The 14,578-nt window shown below is 66.1% G+C and carries 13 protein-coding genes and 1 pseudogene; 3 read left to right on the top strand and 11 right to left on the bottom strand.

The features are described from left to right. Positions 1-27: 27 nt before the first annotated feature. From M0765_RS04110 to M0765_RS04060, 11 genes and pseudogenes are all read right to left on the bottom strand, one after another. Entirely contained in the window at positions 28-2,022 is a 1,995-nt protein-coding gene (locus M0765_RS04110; RefSeq protein ID WP_446751589.1) for an AsmA family protein, read from the bottom strand. 21 nt (positions 2,023-2,043) lie between these two features. After that, positions 2,044-2,289 carry a GlsB/YeaQ/YmgE family stress response membrane protein gene (locus tag M0765_RS04105; protein ID WP_126747001.1) on the bottom strand — a complete coding sequence of 82 codons (246 nt, stop codon included), beginning with the start codon at positions 2,287-2,289 and terminating at the stop codon, positions 2,044-2,046. A gap of 129 nt (positions 2,290-2,418) precedes the next feature. Continuing rightward, complete coding sequence (locus tag M0765_RS04100; protein ID WP_126747000.1) at positions 2,419-2,865, bottom strand: universal stress protein; 447 nt, start codon at positions 2,863-2,865, stop codon at positions 2,419-2,421. Positions 2,866-3,003: 138 nt separating this feature from the next. Continuing rightward, positions 3,004-3,504, bottom strand: a complete 501-nt coding sequence (locus M0765_RS04095; protein ID WP_258502172.1) for a pyridoxamine 5'-phosphate oxidase family protein — start codon at positions 3,502-3,504, stop codon at positions 3,004-3,006. Positions 3,505-3,679: 175 nt separating this feature from the next. Further along, entirely contained in the window at positions 3,680-4,330 is a 651-nt protein-coding gene (gene ureG / locus M0765_RS04090) for an urease accessory protein UreG (protein WP_258502171.1), read from the bottom strand. Positions 4,331-4,348: 18 nt separating this feature from the next. Continuing rightward, a pseudogene (locus M0765_RS04085) lies at positions 4,349-5,019 on the bottom strand (urease accessory protein UreF). A 297-nt stretch (positions 5,020-5,316) separates the two neighbouring features. Then, positions 5,317-5,883, bottom strand: coding sequence for an urease accessory protein UreE (ureE, locus tag M0765_RS04080; RefSeq protein ID WP_258502169.1), 567 nt, complete (start codon positions 5,881-5,883; stop codon positions 5,317-5,319). 109 nt (positions 5,884-5,992) lie between these two features. Then, a complete protein-coding gene (gene ureC, locus M0765_RS04075) occupies positions 5,993-7,735 on the bottom strand; it encodes an urease subunit alpha (protein ID WP_258502168.1) in 1,743 nt (580 codons plus the stop codon). A 3-nt stretch (positions 7,736-7,738) separates the two neighbouring features. Then, positions 7,739-8,044 (bottom strand): urease subunit beta, encoded by a 306-nt coding sequence (locus M0765_RS04070; protein ID WP_126746995.1) that lies wholly within the window; start codon positions 8,042-8,044, stop codon positions 7,739-7,741. Positions 8,045-8,063: 19 nt separating this feature from the next. Continuing rightward, positions 8,064-8,663 carry a HupE/UreJ family protein gene (locus M0765_RS04065; RefSeq protein ID WP_258502167.1) on the bottom strand — a complete coding sequence of 200 codons (600 nt, stop codon included), beginning with the start codon at positions 8,661-8,663 and terminating at the stop codon, positions 8,064-8,066. Positions 8,664-8,691: 28 nt separating this feature from the next. Then, the gene (locus M0765_RS04060; RefSeq protein WP_015867014.1) at positions 8,692-8,994 is read right to left on the bottom strand and encodes an urease subunit gamma; all 303 of its coding nucleotides are present in this window, start codon (positions 8,992-8,994) and stop codon (positions 8,692-8,694) included. 93 nt (positions 8,995-9,087) lie between these two features. On the opposite strand from M0765_RS04060, the gene M0765_RS04055 reads away from it, so the two are divergent. The 3 genes from M0765_RS04055 (at position 9,088) to M0765_RS04045 (ending at position 14,568) form a co-directional block, all read left to right on the top strand. Beyond that, positions 9,088-12,729 carry an ATP-binding protein gene (locus tag M0765_RS04055; protein WP_258502166.1) on the top strand — a complete coding sequence of 1,214 codons (3,642 nt, stop codon included), beginning with the start codon at positions 9,088-9,090 and terminating at the stop codon, positions 12,727-12,729. Between the two features lie 23 nt (positions 12,730-12,752). Continuing rightward, positions 12,753-13,775, top strand: coding sequence for a response regulator transcription factor (locus M0765_RS04050; RefSeq protein ID WP_258502165.1), 1,023 nt, complete (start codon positions 12,753-12,755; stop codon positions 13,773-13,775). A gap of 79 nt (positions 13,776-13,854) precedes the next feature. Continuing rightward, positions 13,855-14,568: a hypothetical protein gene (locus M0765_RS04045; RefSeq protein WP_258502164.1), complete on the top strand. Its 714-nt coding sequence runs from the start codon at positions 13,855-13,857 to the stop codon at positions 14,566-14,568. The last annotated feature ends 10 nt before the right edge of the window (positions 14,569-14,578 follow it).

Genomic DNA, 14,578 nt, shown 5'->3' with positions numbered 1-14,578 from the left:
ACGAGCTGCCAACGCGTTCTCGCGCTGTCAGCGCGACGGGGCCTTTGCAACGGGTGCCTGCGGCTTCTTCGTTGCAGCGGCCTCCAGCGGCGCACAGCCTGCAAACTCCTCGGCCCCCACGTTCAGCAGCGGCAGCAATGCAGCGGCGGGAGCCACGGCACCCAGCGCAATTGCGGCACCCAGCTTGAGCGCAACCGCGCCCTTGTCGACGCCGACATCGGGGTTCTTGAACGTGCCTTTCACATAGAGCGGCGAGCGCAGCGAGAGCACGCGCAGCGCCTTGTTCCGCGGCTGGATCTCCAGTGCCAGCTGCTCGCTGGACAAGTTGATTTGCCCTGTCACGTTGATGATCGATTCATCGGTGTCCAGCACAAACGATCGCGTTTGCATCACGCCCTGCGTGACCTTGAAGTCGCTTGCCAGGCAGTTCAGCTGAACCTGCTTGTCGCCGAAGATCTGGGTTGCCACCACGTTGCCGATGTTCAGCCCCATGGCTTCGAGCAGGAACTTGCTCATGGTGCCCTTGCTGACCAGCGCCTTCACTTCTCCGTTCGACGTGCCCAGCAAGCTCGCAACCGAGTTGCCGACCGCGGACAATGCCGCATCGCCGCCGACTTCACCCAGGCTGGCCTGCATGGTGTTCAGCGTTGGAAAAAGCTCCTTGATCTTCAGGCGGCGCGCCGAAAACCGCACATCCGCGCGAATCGGGTTTTGCCTGCCGTCGAGCTTGACGGTGGCGGCCAGGGTGCCGCCCGCCACGCCAAAGCTCAGCGGCGTGAGCGACAGCACGCTGTCTTTCAGATGCAAATCCGCCACCAGGCTGTCGATTGGCAGGTCCTTGGCGTGGATGATCTTGCGGCCGGCAAATTTCACGTCTGCGTCGATGCTGCCCCAGCTTGCCGTGTCGAACTTTTCCACCGGCAGCACCTTGTCCGTCGGCTGGACGGCGGCGGCACCCCGCTTGGCTTTGCTGGCGTTGGAGTCCGCGCCGATCAGCGGTGCCAGGTCTTCGAGCCGCAACTGGTTGGATTGCACCTGCCCGCGCAGCAAAGGCCGCGGCTGCTGCGAGATGTATTCGAGCGTGCCGCCAATGTCGCTTTCACCCACGCTGCCCTTGAAATGTTCGTACAGCCATCGTCCACCGGCCTTGTCGAGTTTGCCGACCAGGTGGCCTTCGGTGCTGAAGGGCGGCGTGTTGGGCAGGGTGATGCCGGTGATCGGGTACAGGTGCGCCATGCTCGCGCCCGAAAGCTTCAGCCGCAGGTCCAGCGCCGCGAGCGCATCGGGCTTGGTCAAAGTGCCTGCCATGTCGATGCGCGTGGTGCCGATCTGCACGCCTGCCTGCAGCGGGTAGGGCTTCTTGTCCTGCTGCAGCGAAAGCACCGCGCCAGCCCGGCCGCTGCCGTGCAGCGGAGTCTGGCGAAACGTGCCGCCGAGTTTCCAGCCGATGCCGTAGCCCTCCGCGGTTTCGCGCGGCAGGCTTTCGACATCGATCTTGAGATTGAGCTTTGCCTGCGCATCGGCAAGCTTCACGGTGCCGTGGTTCAGCACCAGCCGCTGCAGGTCGAGCTTCCAGGCCGATGGCGCCGTGTTGTCGGAGGCCAGCGTCCAGTTGTTCTTGCCGTCTGCGGTGCGTTCCAGCGAAAGAACGGGGCCCGCGAGTTCCAGCGTGGGGATGCGGATCGTGTGATCCAGCAGCGAGAGCGGGTTCAGCGAGAAAGTCAGTTGCCTGATTTCTGCCAGGTGCGGGCCGGTCTTGCTCCAGTCTGCATTGCCCAGGGTGATGTCGTGCGCGCTCAGCCTCGGCCAGGGCACCCAGCGGCGCCAGCCTGTTTCAGTCTCGGGGTTGTTCCACTGCAAGACCAGGTCGCCGCGTATGGCAAACGGGCGCCCGGTCGCTTCGCTCACGCGTTGGTTGATCCATGGCCGCGCACGATTCCAGTCAAGGCTCAGGACAAGTGCGATGCCAATGGCCGCCAGGCCCAGAAGGAGAAGCAGGGTCCAGGCGGCAACGCGTGGGATTTTTGATTTCAATAGAAAACGCTATGCGCGCTTGATCAGGCGAACGATGAACAGGAGCACGACGGCACCGACGGTGGCAACGATCAGGCTGCCGACAAGGCCGCCACCCATCGACACGCCGAACGTGCTGAACAAAAAGCCTCCAAGAAAAGCACCGATCACACCCACAATGAGATCGCCCACCAAGCCGAAGCCGCCACCCTTGACAAGAATGCCGGCCAGCCAGCCGGCGACCAGGCCCACAACCAGAAACCACAAAAGACTCATTACCTACTCCCTTGATCGGCCAGGATTGGCCTTGGAGCGGCAAGGGTAGCAGCGGTGCAGGCAATGGCCCGGAAACGATCAAGTCGAACTGTGAACTTGTGCTTTGTTGCCGAAAAATCGCAATCGCCTCTATCGCAGCACAAGCACCGGAATGTGCGAATGCGTCAGCACATGCAGAGTTTCGCTGCCCATCAGCAGGCGCGCAAGGCTGCGCCGGCCGTGCGAGGCCATCACGATCAGGTCGCATTGCTGGTTCTTGGCCGTCGAGATGATGGCCTCGGCCACCTGGTTGGACTTGATCACAATGGCTTGCGCGCTGCGAACGCCCTTGGCCGCCGCGGTGGTCCGCACCGTATCGACGAGGCGCTGGGCGTCGTTGTCCACCTGCTCCTGCGAGGCTTCGATTTCGCGCTGGTTCATCACCATCGAGCCTTCGAAGTAGCCATAGGGCAGCAGGTGCGTGACGGTCACGCTCACCAGTTCGGCCCGCGCCAGCAAGGCCAGGTCGATGGCGGCGTCGACCGCTTTGTCGGAGAGTGAAGAGCCATCGGTTGCGACGAGGATGCGCTTGTACATGGCCTGCTCCTTGGCCCCCGGCACTGCGGGTGCCTTCACAGTCCAGTCTAGTACCCGGCACGAGGGCCTGCAAGCCAGGGAGCTGGGCGGTTGCCTCTAATCGCAAGCGACGGAACAGCGATGCTCCTTCGCCCGTTCTCAGCCGATATCCAGCTTCTTGTGTTCGCCCAGCGACGGCGGCTGATCGCCGGTGATGGCCGCCTTGGCCATCTTCAGCAACTGCACCATCTTGCTTTCCTTCACGTCCCAGTATTCGGCGCCGATGATTTCGACTGCAAGCAATGCCAGGTTCGGATCGGTCGCACCGCCGGGAAACCAGGCCTTGGCTGCGGGATTGAAAAGAGCTTCCTTCTTGGCCTGGTCTTCCCGCAGCGTGGCGCGGCCGGTCACGGACACATAGCTGTCGGCGTCGGTGTTGGCGTAGGCGATGTTCACGCTGGGGTCGCTTGCCACATGGCGCGCAATGTCGCCATTCTTGGGCACGAAGAAGTAGAGCGTCGAGCCTTCTTCGATGTTCTTGCTCTGCGTGGTGAGCGGATGGCTGTGCAGCTGGCCGTCGGCGTGGCGATGGGTCAGCATGCCGTAGCGGGTGTCCTTGATCAGGTCCCAGAGCTTGGCGTGTTCGTCGGTGGTGGTCATGGCTTGGTTGCTCTCCGTTGTTCGTTCGCGGGGTTCGCGTGGTTCGAAAATAGAAAGCACCACCGTAGGCGGCCGAAAGCCGGCGCCATGAGGAAGTTGGGCGCATGCGCGTGTCATCCGATGCCGACGCAAGGCTCGGCCCGGAATGGCACAGATGCGCGAATGCCGAAGGGGCTCAGGCGGCTGTGAGCATGCCGCGCTTCTCGATGAAGGCGACCACTTCGGCCACGCCGGTATGCGTCTTGAGGTTGGTCATCACGTAGGGCCGCTGGCGGCGCATGCGCTGCGTGTCCTGCTCCATCACGTCGAGGTTCGCGCCCACGTACGGCGCCAGGTCGGTCTTGTTGATGACGAACAAATCGCTCTTGGTGATGCCGGGGCCGCCCTTGCGCGGAATCTTTTCGCCGGCCGCCACGTCGATCACGTAGATGGTCAGGTCCGACAGTTCGGGGCTGAAGGTGGCTGCGAGGTTGTCGCCGCCCGATTCGACGAACACCACGTCGGCATCGGGAAAGTCCTCGAGCATGCGGTCGATGGCCTCGAGGTTGATGGAGGCGTCTTCTCGGATGGCGGTGTGCGGGCAGCCGCCGGTTTCCACGCCCATGATGCGCTCGGCGGGCAGGGCGCCGGACACGGTGAGCAGGCGCTGGTCTTCCTTGGTGTAGATGTCGTTGGTGATGGCGACCAGGTCGTACTTGTCGCGCATCGCCTTGCAAAGCATTTCAAGCAGGGTGGTCTTGCCCGAGCCGACCGGGCCGCCGATGCCCACGCGCAGCGGCGGCAGTTTCTTGGTGCGATGGGGAATGTGGTGCAGGGCGGAGGTCATGGCAAAGGTCCGGTTCGGTCAGCTTCTGAAGAGGCGCGAGTATTGTGTTTCATGGCGTGCCGACAACACGGCCAAAAGGGGGCAAAGGCTTGGCGTTCGTGGTCGCCGAGCTGCATGGCACGTTCGACGGCGGTGGGAATTTCGCTCGCAAGCCGCGCAAGAATGCGCTGGCCCGCGCTCTGGCCAAGCGGCACGGCCTTGACCGCCGCGGCGACCATGTTTTCGGCCCAGCCGAAGGCGAACGCAAGGCAGCCGTCGTGCACCGAAGCTCCGGTTCGGCTTGCGGCAAAGGCAAACGCGACGGGGTAGCTCGCGGGCAGGTCGGAAAAAACGGCGGCGGTGTCGTCGTGGTGCAGCTTGAGCCATTCGACGAAGGAGCGGCCCATCTGCTCAGTCTGCAAAAAGAACTCGGCCGATTCGCGGGTGGTCATGACCCACTCGTTGAGTTGGCGGATGCGTGCTGCATCGCCTCCGCGCCAGGCGGGTATGGCTTGGGCCACGAGTGCAAGGTCGCCGCGCGCGAAGCTCAGGTAGAGCTGGTCGGAGAGCCACTCGATGGCTTTGACTTCCGAATCGATGCCAGCCCATTCGACGGCTGCTTCGACACCCTCGGAATAGGAGAAGCCGCCCACGGGGAGGGCCGGGGATGCTAGCCAGATGAGCTGCAGGAGGCTTTGTGCGTCGGGCATGTCAGCTGTTCGTTTGGCGCTGCTTGGTGGCGCGCCGCTGTTCAGGGCGAGTGCAAAGGCCATCGGGTACTCCCCCTCCGCGAATGTCCCCCGCCTTCGGCTCCTCCTTTATTTCGCTGCGGGGAGTACCCGATGGCCTGTGCACATGGACGCGCTGCTGGTGAGCAGCCGATCAACGACCGCCGTTCATCACGCACACGTCGATGGGGTGCCTTGCGCAGCGAAATAAAGGAGGAGGCCGTAGGCCGGGGGACATTCGCGGAGAAAGGTACCCCGTCGGCGGGTGCGCGCCCCGAATCAGCCATGGTCATCGAGCAGCTCAGGTGCAAGCACCAGCGGCTTCGGACCCTTGGAATGCGAATGACCATGATCATGCGAATGGTCATGGGCACCACCATGCGAATGCTCATGCGACCCATAGGCGCCGCCCTCCGGTTCGAACGCTTCCTCGACCGCGACGACGATGAGGTGCATCGATCGCAGCATGTCGGCGAGCACATGGTCGGGCTCGATCTTCAGGTGGTCGGGCTTGAGCTCGATGGGCACATGCCGGTTGCCCAGGTGATAGGCCGCGCGCGTCAGGTCGAACGGAGTGCCGTGAGCCGTGCAATGCGTGATGCGCAGCACCGGCTGCGGCGCGGCGATCACGCGGAGCAGCGAGCCGTCTTCGGCCACCAGCACATCGCCGCCGCGCACCGCCGTGCCGCGCGGCAGGAACACGCCGATCTGCCGGCCCAGCGAATCGGTGGCGTCGAAACGGCTTTTCTGGCGCACGTCCCAGTCGAGTTCGATGGTGGCGGCGCGCTTCAGCAGCACGGGCGCAAGGCCGCGGCCCTGGGGCATGAGTTTGTTGGCGGTGAGCATGGTGCGAATGGAACGCCAAAGGCGTGAAACGACAGGATGGATACCCTTGAGGATACGCAGCCTGTCAAGCGGGCGCCGGGCCTCTTGTGCAAGACCCTGAGCGCTCCGCTCAGAACAGGAAGTAGCGCTGCGTCAGAGGCAGTTGCACCGCCGGGTCGCAGGTCAGCAAGTGCCCGTCGGCGCGCACGGCATAGGTCTGCGCGTCGATTTCCATCTTCGGCGCGTAGCTGTTGTGGATCAGGTCCTTCTTGCGCACGTCGCGGATGTTTTTTACCGGGCTGAGATGCTTGGCAAGGCCGTAGCGTTCCTTGATGCCTGCGGCCAGCCCGGCCTGCGAAACGAAGGTCAGCGAGCTTTTGGCGAGCGAGCCGCCGTAGCTGCCGAACATCGGACGGTAGTGCACCGGCTGCGGCGTGGGAATGGACGCGTTGGGGTCGCCCATGGCTGCCATCGCAATGGTGCCGCCCTTGATGAGGGTGAAGGGCTTCACGCCGAAGAAGGCGGGCTTCCAGATGACGATGTCGGCCCACTTGCCCACTTCGAGCGAGCCCACCTCGTGCGCGATGCCGTGCGCAATGGCAGGGTTGATCGTGTACTTGGCCACGTAGCGCTTGGCGCGGAAGTTGTCGTTGCGCTCGTTGTCTTCCGGCAGCTTGCCGCGCTGCAGCTTCATCTTGTGCGCCGTCTGCCAGCAGCGCAGCACCACCTCGCCGACGCGGCCCATGGCCTGGCTGTCGGAACTGAACATGCTGATGGCGCCCAGGTCGTGCAGCACGTCTTCGGCGGCAATGGTTTCCTTGCGGATGCGCGACTCGGCAAAGGCCAGGTCCTCGGCAATGCCGGCGTCCAGGTGGTGGCACACCATGAGCATGTCGACGTGTTCGTCGAGCGTGTTCACGGTGTAGGGCATGGTCGGGTTGGTGGAGGAGGGGAGGAAGTTCTCCTCGCCCACCACGCGCAGGATGTCCGGCGCATGCCCGCCGCCCGCGCCTTCGGTATGAAAGGCGCAGATCGAGCGGCCGCCCACAGCGGCAATGGTGTTTTCGACAAAGCCCGACTCGTTGAGCGTGTCGCTGTGGATCGCCACCTGCGTGTCGGTGGCGTCGGCCACGTCCAGGCAGTTGCTGATGGCCGAGGGCGTGGTGCCCCAGTCTTCGTGGAGCTTCAGGCCTATGACGCCGGCTTCGATCTGCTCGTGCAGCGCATCGGGCAGGCTGGCGTTGCCCTTGCCCAGGAAGCCCAGGTTCATCGGAAACGCATCGGCCGCCTGCAGCATGCGCTCGATGTGCCAGGGACCGGGGGTGGCGGTGGTCGCGAAAGTGCCGGTGGCCGGGCCGGTGCCGCCGCCCAGCATGGTGGTCACGCCGGAAGCGAGTGCTTCCTCGATCTGCTGCGGGCAGATGAAGTGAATGTGGCTGTCGATGCCGCCGGCGGTGACGATGTTGCCTTCGCAGCTGATGATCTCAGTGCCCGGGCCGATGACGATGTCCACGCCCGGTTGCACGTCGGGGTTGCCGGCCTTGCCAATGGCGGCGATGCGGCCGCCCTTCAGGCCGATGTCGGCCTTGACGATGCCCCAGTGGTCGAGGATCAGCGCGTTGGTCAGCACGGTGTCGACGGCGCCGCCGGCCGTGGGGCCGCTGCCCTTGCCGTCGCGCGTGCGCTGCGACTGCGCCATGCCGTCGCGAATGGTCTTGCCGCCGCCGAACTTCACTTCTTCACCGTAGCCGCCGGCGCGCAGTGTGTAGTCGGCTTCCACCTCGATCAGCAGGTCCGTGTCCGCAAGACGAACCCGGTCGCCCACGGTCGGGCCGAATATCTCGGCGTATGCACGCCTTCCGATCGTTGCCATGGCTTAGAGCTTTCCTTGAACGAGGCCGCGAAAGCCGTAGACGACGCGGTCGCCCGAAAAATCGACCAGCTCGACGGTGCGCTGCTGGCCCGGCTCGAAGCGCACCGCCGCGCCAGAGGCAATGTTGAGCCGCATGCCGCGCGCGGCTTCGCGGTCGAAGCCGAGCGCGCCGTTGGTCTCGGCAAAGTGATAGTGCGAACCGACCTGGATCGGCCGGTCGGCGGTGTTCTGCACCACCAGCGTGAGTGTGCGGCGGCCGGGGTTGAGCGTGTGCTCGCCGTCGTCGGTAAAAAGTTCGCCGGGAATCATGGTGTCGCGGCGCCTTTGATCAGACGGCCTGCGAGAGCAGCGTCGCGCCCAGCGCCACCACCGCGGCGCCTGTCACGCGCGGCAGCCAGGCATTGGCATGGCGCAGTGCCCAGCCGAGCCCGATGCCCGCCAGGTGCAGCAGCACGGTGGCGCCCACCATGCCCGCCAGCGTCAGCGCGGCGCCTTGCTCGCTCGCGAGTTCGTGCCCGTGCGCCACGCCGTGGAAGATGGCGAACACGCCTACCACCGCCGCGGCTGCCGCGGCCGGCAGGTGGGTGCGCGTTGCAACCAGCAGGCCCAGCACCAGCAGCGAGGCCGCGATCATCGGCTCGACCGCCGGCAACTGCACGCCCGCCAGGCCCATCAGCGCGCCGGCCAGCAGCATGCCCGCGAAAGCCAGTGGCGCCCACAGCAGATCGGGCCAGGCGCGGCGTGCGGCCAACGCACTCCAAAGCCCGACTGCCACCATGGCTGCCAGGTGGTCGGCGCCGGTCAGCGGGTGCAGAAAACCGGTGGCAAAGCCGTGGTGCACGCCGCCGTCGGCGCCGGTGTGGGCGCTGGCCGCGAGTGGCAGCAGCATCGCAATGAGGGCAAGGGTCTTGGAAACGTTGTGGCGCATGACAGGGCTTTCTTGTTCTGGAAAAGAGTCAGACGATGGGTTGGTGGACGGTGACCAGCTTGGTGCCGTCCGGGAAAGTGGCCTCCACCTGGATGTCCGGGATCATCTCGGCGATGCCGTCCATCACGTCGGCGCGGGTGAGCACGGTGCGGCCCTCGCTCATGAGCGCCGCGACGCTCTTTCCGTCGCGCGCGCCTTCCATTACGGCGGCGGAAATCAGCGCGACGGCTTCCGGGTAGTTGAGCTTCAGGCCCCGCGCCTTGCGGCGTTCGGCCAGCAATGCTGCGGTGAAGATCAGCAGCTTGTCTTTTTCGCGCGGGGTCAGTTCCATGAGGGGGCGGCGTCGGGTGCGTGGAGGTCGGCCATTATTGGGCAGGCTTCGGCTTTGCAACAGTCGTGCCGCTGTTCGCCAAAAGACGTATGGATGGCACGAAAGCTGCACCGAAACGGTGTGAGCCCCGCCGAGACTTCCACCACCCCCGACGACGCGCCGCAGCGCATCGTCAAGGTGCGGCGCGACTACAACAGCTGGGTGGCGAGCGAAACGCTCGAGGACTACGCGCTGCGTTACACGCCGCAGCGCTTTCGCAAATGGTCCGAATGGCGGGTGGCCAACACGGCCTTCGGCGCGGCGTCGTTCCTCATCCTGGAGGCGGTGGGCGCCACGCTGCTGGTGCAGTACGGCTTTGCCAACGCGTTCTGGGCCATCGTGGTGACGGGCCTCATCATCTTCCTGGCGGGCCTGCCGATCAGCGTGTATGCCGCCCGCTACGGCGTCGACATGGACCTGCTCACGCGGGGCGCGGGCTTCGGCTATATCGGCTCCACGCTCACCTCGCTCATCTACGCGTCGTTCACCTTCATCTTCTTTGCGCTCGAGGCGGCGGTGATGGCCTATGCGCTCGAACTCGCCCTCGGCGTGCCGCCGGTCTGGGGCTACCTGGTGTGTGCGCTGGTGGTGATTCCGCTGGTCACCCACGGGGTATCGGCCATCAGCCGGCTGCAGCTGTGGACCCAGCCGCTGTGGCTGGTGATGCTGGTGGTGCCGTTCGTCTTCGTGCTGGCGCGCGATCCTGGTGCATTCGCGGGCATCGTGCACTACAACGGTGTGAAAACGGGTGCGAAGGGATTCGATCTGCACCTGTTTGGCGCTGCGCTGACTGTCGGCATTGCCTTGATCACCCAAATGGGGGAGCAGGCCGATTACCTGCGCTTCATGCCCGCGCGCACGGCCGTGAGCGCCCGGCGCTGGTGGGCGGGGGTGCTGGCCGGCGGGCCGGGCTGGGTGGTGCTGGGGGTGCTCAAGATGCTGGGCGGCGCGCTGTTGGCCTACCTGGCCATCACGCACATGGTGCCGGTCGAGCGCGCGGTCGATCCGAACCAGATGTACCTGGCGGCCTACGAGTACGTGTTTCCCAACTACGGCTGGGCCGTGGCCGCGACCGCGCTGTTCGTGGTGATTTCTCAGCTCAAGATCAACGTGACCAACGCCTACGCGGGCTCGCTGGCGTGGAGCAATTTTTTCTCGCGCGTGGCGCACAGCCACCCGGGGCGGGTGGTCTGGGTGGTGTTCAACGCGCTCATCGCCTTCATGCTGATGGAGATGAACGTGTTCGAGGCGCTGGGCGATGTGCTCGGGCTGTTCGCCAATATCGCCATCGCCTGGATGATGGCCGTGGTGGCCGACCTGGTCATCAACAAGCCGCTGGGCCTGTCGCCGCCGGGCATCGAGTTCAAGCGGGCGCACCTGTGGGACATCAACCCCGTGGGCGTGGGTGCGATGGCGCTGGCTTCGCTGCTTTCCATCACCGCGCATCTCGGCGTCTTCGGGCCGCTGGCGCAGGCTTTCTCGGCGCTCATTGCGCTTGGCACGGCGCTGGTGGTTTCGCCGCTGATCGCCTGGGCGACCGGCGGCAAGTACTACCTGGCGCGCGGTTCGGTCGGCAATGGCGCGGTCGCCTTTGCACCGGCCGAGGGCCCGCGGGCGGTTCGCTGGGCGCGCGTCGAGAACGATGTGGACGAGCGCGGTGCCGATGGCAGCTACCAGCGCCTCAAGGTGCAGCACTGCGTGATCTGCGAGCGCGAATACGAGGGCCCGGACATGGCCCATTGTCCGGCCTACCAGGGGGCGATCTGCTCGCTGTGCTGCACGCTCGATGCGCGCTGCGGCGATCTGTGCAAGCCGCACGCGAGCCTTTCGTCTCAGTGGTCGTCGGTGCTTCGCTGGCTGCTGCCGCGCCTCAGCTGGCGCTATCTCGACACGGGGCTGGGGCACTTCCTGCTGCTGATGCTGATCATCGTGCCGGTGCTGGCTGTGGTGTTCGGCGTGCTCTACCAGCAGGAACTGCGCGCGCTGGGCGAAAGCGCGCTGCAGCTCGCGTCGCAGTCGGAACTCGCCGAAGCGCTGGCGGGCGTGCAGCAGTCGTCGTTGCGCTCCGGCTTTCTCAAGGCATACATGGCGCTGCTGGTCATTGCCGGCGTCGTGGCCTGGTGGCTGGTATTGGCGCACCAGAGCCGCAAGGTGGCGCAGGAAGAATCGAACCGCCAAACGCACTTGCTGATGCGCGAGATCGAGCTGCACCGCGCCACCGACCGCGCGCTGCAGTCGGCCAAGCAGACTGCGGAAGAGGCGCGCGAAGTCGCGGAGCAGGCCAAGCTCGCGGCCGAAGAGGCCCGCCGCGCCGCCGACCAGGCCAACCAGGCCAAGAGCCGCTACATCAGCGCCATCAGCCACGAGCTGCGCACGCCCCTCAACAGCATTCTTGGCTATGCGCAGCTCATGGGCGAAGACGCATCGGTGCCGCCGCACCGCCAGCAGGCGGTGGCGGTGATCAAGCGCGGCGGCGAGCATCTGCTGTCGCTCATCGAAGGCACGCTGGCCATTGCGCACATCGAGGCCGGCAAGCTCACGCTGCATGCCAGGCCGATGCGCTTTGCCGACACCCTGCGCGAGCTGGCCGACATGTTCGAACTGCAGGCGGCCGAGAAGGGCCTGCGCTTCCGGTTCGAGACGGCGGGAACCTTGCCCGAGGTGGTACGCGCCGACGAAAAGCGGGTGTGCCAGATCCTCATCAACCTGCTGGGCAACGCGATCAAGTTCACCACCGCGGGCGAGGTGACGCTGCGGCTTTCATACGCACGCGAGTTCGCCTCGGTCGAAATAGAAGACACCGGGCCGGGCATGACGGCCGAAGACATCGAACGCATCTTCGAGCCCTTCACGCGCGGCGATGCGGCCGCGGCCGCAACGCCCGGTGCGGGGCTGGGCCTCACCATCGCGAAGATGCTGACCGACCTGATGGGCGGCGAGATGAAGGTGAGCAGCACGCCCGGGGAGGGCTCGCTGTTCTGCGTGCGGCTCTTCCTGCCGCGCGTGCACGAGACCGCAGGCGCCTTGGGCCGCGCTGCGCCGGCGCAACGCGCGCGGCGCGGCTACGAAGGGCGCCGGCGGCAACTGCTGGTGGTCGACAACGAAGAGGCCGACCGCGACCTGCTCGGCCATGTGCTGGCGCCGCTCGGCTTTGGCCTGCGCACCGCCGCGAGCGGGCACGACGCGCTCGACCTCATCGCAGCCGGCTACCGGCCGGACGCGATGTTCGTCGACCTGGCCATGCCGGGCATCGACGGCTGGGAGACGATCCGCCGTGCGCGCAAGCTGGGCCTGGTCGATGCGCCGGTGGCCATCGTTTCGGCCAATGCCTTCGACAAGGGACTGGAGAACGACGTGGGCATCGCGCCCGAGGATTTCTTCGTCAAGCCGGTGCGGCACACGGAGCTGCTCGACTGGCTCGAGCGGCGGCTCGGCCTGCAGTGGACGGACACGGCTGCGAAGCCGTTGCCCGCCGCCGCGCCGCGCGCCGTGCAGGCGCCTTCGCTTTCGAGGCTGCGCGCACTCGACGAAGCCGTGAGCCTGGGCTACTTTCGCGGCATCATGAACCAGCTCGACGAGATCGATGCCGAAGAGCCCGAATGCAGGGCATGGACCGAGGCGCAGCGCGTGCTGGCCCGCCAGTTCCAGTTCGAGGCCATGGGCCGCGCGCTTGCCGCGGCCGTGAGTGCGGCCTGAAAATTGCGGCGAACATCAACCCCATGGAAACCACACCGCTTGCGAAAACGTTGCGCGACCAAGGCGCCAACAGCGACCTGGTGCTGATCGTCGACGACGTGCCCGACAACCTCGCGGTGCTGCACGACGCGCTGGACGAATCCGGCTACACGGTGCTCATTGCCACCAACGGCGAACAGGCGCTGCAGCGCGCCGCGCAGGCCCGCCCCGACATCGTGCTGCTCGACGCGATGATGCCGGGCATCGACGGTTTCGAGGTGGCGCGCCGGCTCAAGGCCGATGCCGCAACGGCGCACATTCCCATCGTGTTCATGACCGGGCTCACCGAAACAGAGCACCTGGTGGCCGCGCTCGAAGCGGGCGGGGTCGACTACGTCACCAAGCCGATCAAGCCCAAGGAAGTGCTGGCGCGCATGAACGTGCATCTGCAGGGCGCCCGCCGCGCCCGGCAGGACGCGCGCCAGGCCGGGCAGGCGCGCAATGCGCTCGATGCGTTCGGCTATGCCAGCATTACCGTGCGGCTGCCCGAGGGCCGGCTGATCTGGCAGACGGCGCTCGCGCGCGACTTGCTGCAGCGCTATTGCGACACCCGCGCGCCCGAAACACCGCCCGAGGTGCTCGAGTGGCTACGCCGCCATGCGCCCGACGCGAGGGAGCGGGGCATCGAGCCGCCGGCGCTTTCCATCGTGAAGAGCGCCGGGGCCACCTCAAGCGCAAGCAGTCTCAGCCTTCGCCTGCATCGGCAGACCGGGCAGGACGACGATGGCGACGAATGGATGATCGTCATGCGCGAGATTTCGGACACGGGCGTGATCGAGGCCATGAGCCTGAGCCTGAAGCTCACGGCACGCGAGGCCGAGGTGCTTTACTGGGTGGTGAAGGGCAAGACCAACAAGGACATCGGCGAAATTCTCGGCAGCAGCCCTGCCACGGCCAAGAAGCACCTGGAGCGGGTGTACGTGAAGCTCGGCGTCGAAACCCGCACCGCCGCTGCCGGCGTGGCCATCAAACGCATCCGCGAGCTGCAGCCGCAGTTCGAGATCTGAGGCAATCGGCCGGGGCGCTGCCGCGTCACCGCGGCGACTTTCGCCGTCCCTAGAATGCCCGATCCCCGGGATGCAGGCGATGAAGAAGAACAGACTCACAACAACGATTCGACGGCCTCGGCTCGCCTGGCTGCTCCTGGCAGCCTGCGCCCTGGCGAGCGCGGGTGTCCAGGCTGCAGGCCATTTCGACGTCGACGACGCCGGCACGCTCGACGCGGGCCGATGCCAGTACGAAGCCTGGTGGGGCCGTACCGGCTCAGAGCCGGTGACGGTGCTGCACGCCGGCCCGTCCTGCCGTGTGGGGCCCGTCGAGCTGGGGTTGAACATCGACAGGCTCTCGGCGGAGGGCATGCATTCGGTGACCGTGGGGCCGCAGCTCAAATGGAACTTCTTCGGGCCGGCGGCCGGTGCGCCGCTGAGCGCGGCAATTTCGCTCGGCGCCGTGTTCGACGTGACGCGCGGCGGCCGGGCGGGCGGGCAACTGGTGCTGCCGGTCACGTGGCGCCCAGCGGATGGCCTGCAGTTCCACGCCAACATCGGCGCCGACTGGGCCACGGGCACCGGCGTGCGCACGCCGCGCGGCGGGCTGGCGGCGGAGTGGGCGCTCGATGAAAAGGTCTCGCTGATCGCGGAGCGCAGCCGCGCATCGGGCGTGTGGACTTCGCGCATCGGATGGCGCTTCGGCCTCACGCCGCTGATCAGCCTGGACGTGAGCGCTTCCAGGACGGGGGCGGGCTCCCGCGGCGTGAACGGCTTCGTCGTGGGGCTGAACCACGAGTTTGGCTGGAAGTAAGTAGCCGGCC

The sequence above is a fragment of the Variovorax sp. S12S4 genome, assembly GCF_023195515.1.
GTDB lineage: Bacteria > Pseudomonadota > Gammaproteobacteria > Burkholderiales > Burkholderiaceae_C > Variovorax.
Note: the sequence above shows the minus strand (reverse complement) of the source record. Positions and strands in the feature narration are given on the sequence as shown.

Bases quoted from the DNA above. Each gene is read 5' to 3' on its own strand.
- M0765_RS04105 (WP_126747001.1), bottom strand. From the start codon at position 2,289: ATGAGTCTTTTGTGGTTTCTGGTTGTGGGCCTGGTCGCCGGCTGGCTG.
- M0765_RS04100 (WP_126747000.1), bottom strand. From the start codon at position 2,865: ATGTACAAGCGCATCCTCGTCGCAACCGATGGCTCTTCACTCTCCGAC.
- M0765_RS04095 (WP_258502172.1), bottom strand. From the start codon at position 3,504: ATGACCACCACCGACGAACACGCCAAGCTCTGGGACCTGATCAAGGAC.
- ureG (WP_258502171.1), bottom strand. From the start codon at position 4,330: ATGACCTCCGCCCTGCACCACATTCCCCATCGCACCAAGAAACTGCCG.
- ureE (WP_258502169.1), bottom strand. From the start codon at position 5,883: ATGCTCACCGCCAACAAACTCATGCCCCAGGGCCGCGGCCTTGCGCCC.
- ureC (WP_258502168.1), bottom strand. From the start codon at position 7,735: ATGGCAACGATCGGAAGGCGTGCATACGCCGAGATATTCGGCCCGACC.
- M0765_RS04070 (WP_126746995.1), bottom strand. From the start codon at position 8,044: ATGATTCCCGGCGAACTTTTTACCGACGACGGCGAGCACACGCTCAAC.
- M0765_RS04065 (WP_258502167.1), bottom strand. From the start codon at position 8,663: ATGCGCCACAACGTTTCCAAGACCCTTGCCCTCATTGCGATGCTGCTG.
- M0765_RS04060 (WP_015867014.1), bottom strand. From the start codon at position 8,994: ATGGAACTGACCCCGCGCGAAAAAGACAAGCTGCTGATCTTCACCGCA.
- M0765_RS04055 (WP_258502166.1), top strand. From the start codon at position 9,088: ATGGCACGAAAGCTGCACCGAAACGGTGTGAGCCCCGCCGAGACTTCC.
- M0765_RS04050 (WP_258502165.1), top strand. From the start codon at position 12,753: ATGGAAACCACACCGCTTGCGAAAACGTTGCGCGACCAAGGCGCCAAC.
- M0765_RS04045 (WP_258502164.1), top strand. From the start codon at position 13,855: ATGAAGAAGAACAGACTCACAACAACGATTCGACGGCCTCGGCTCGCC.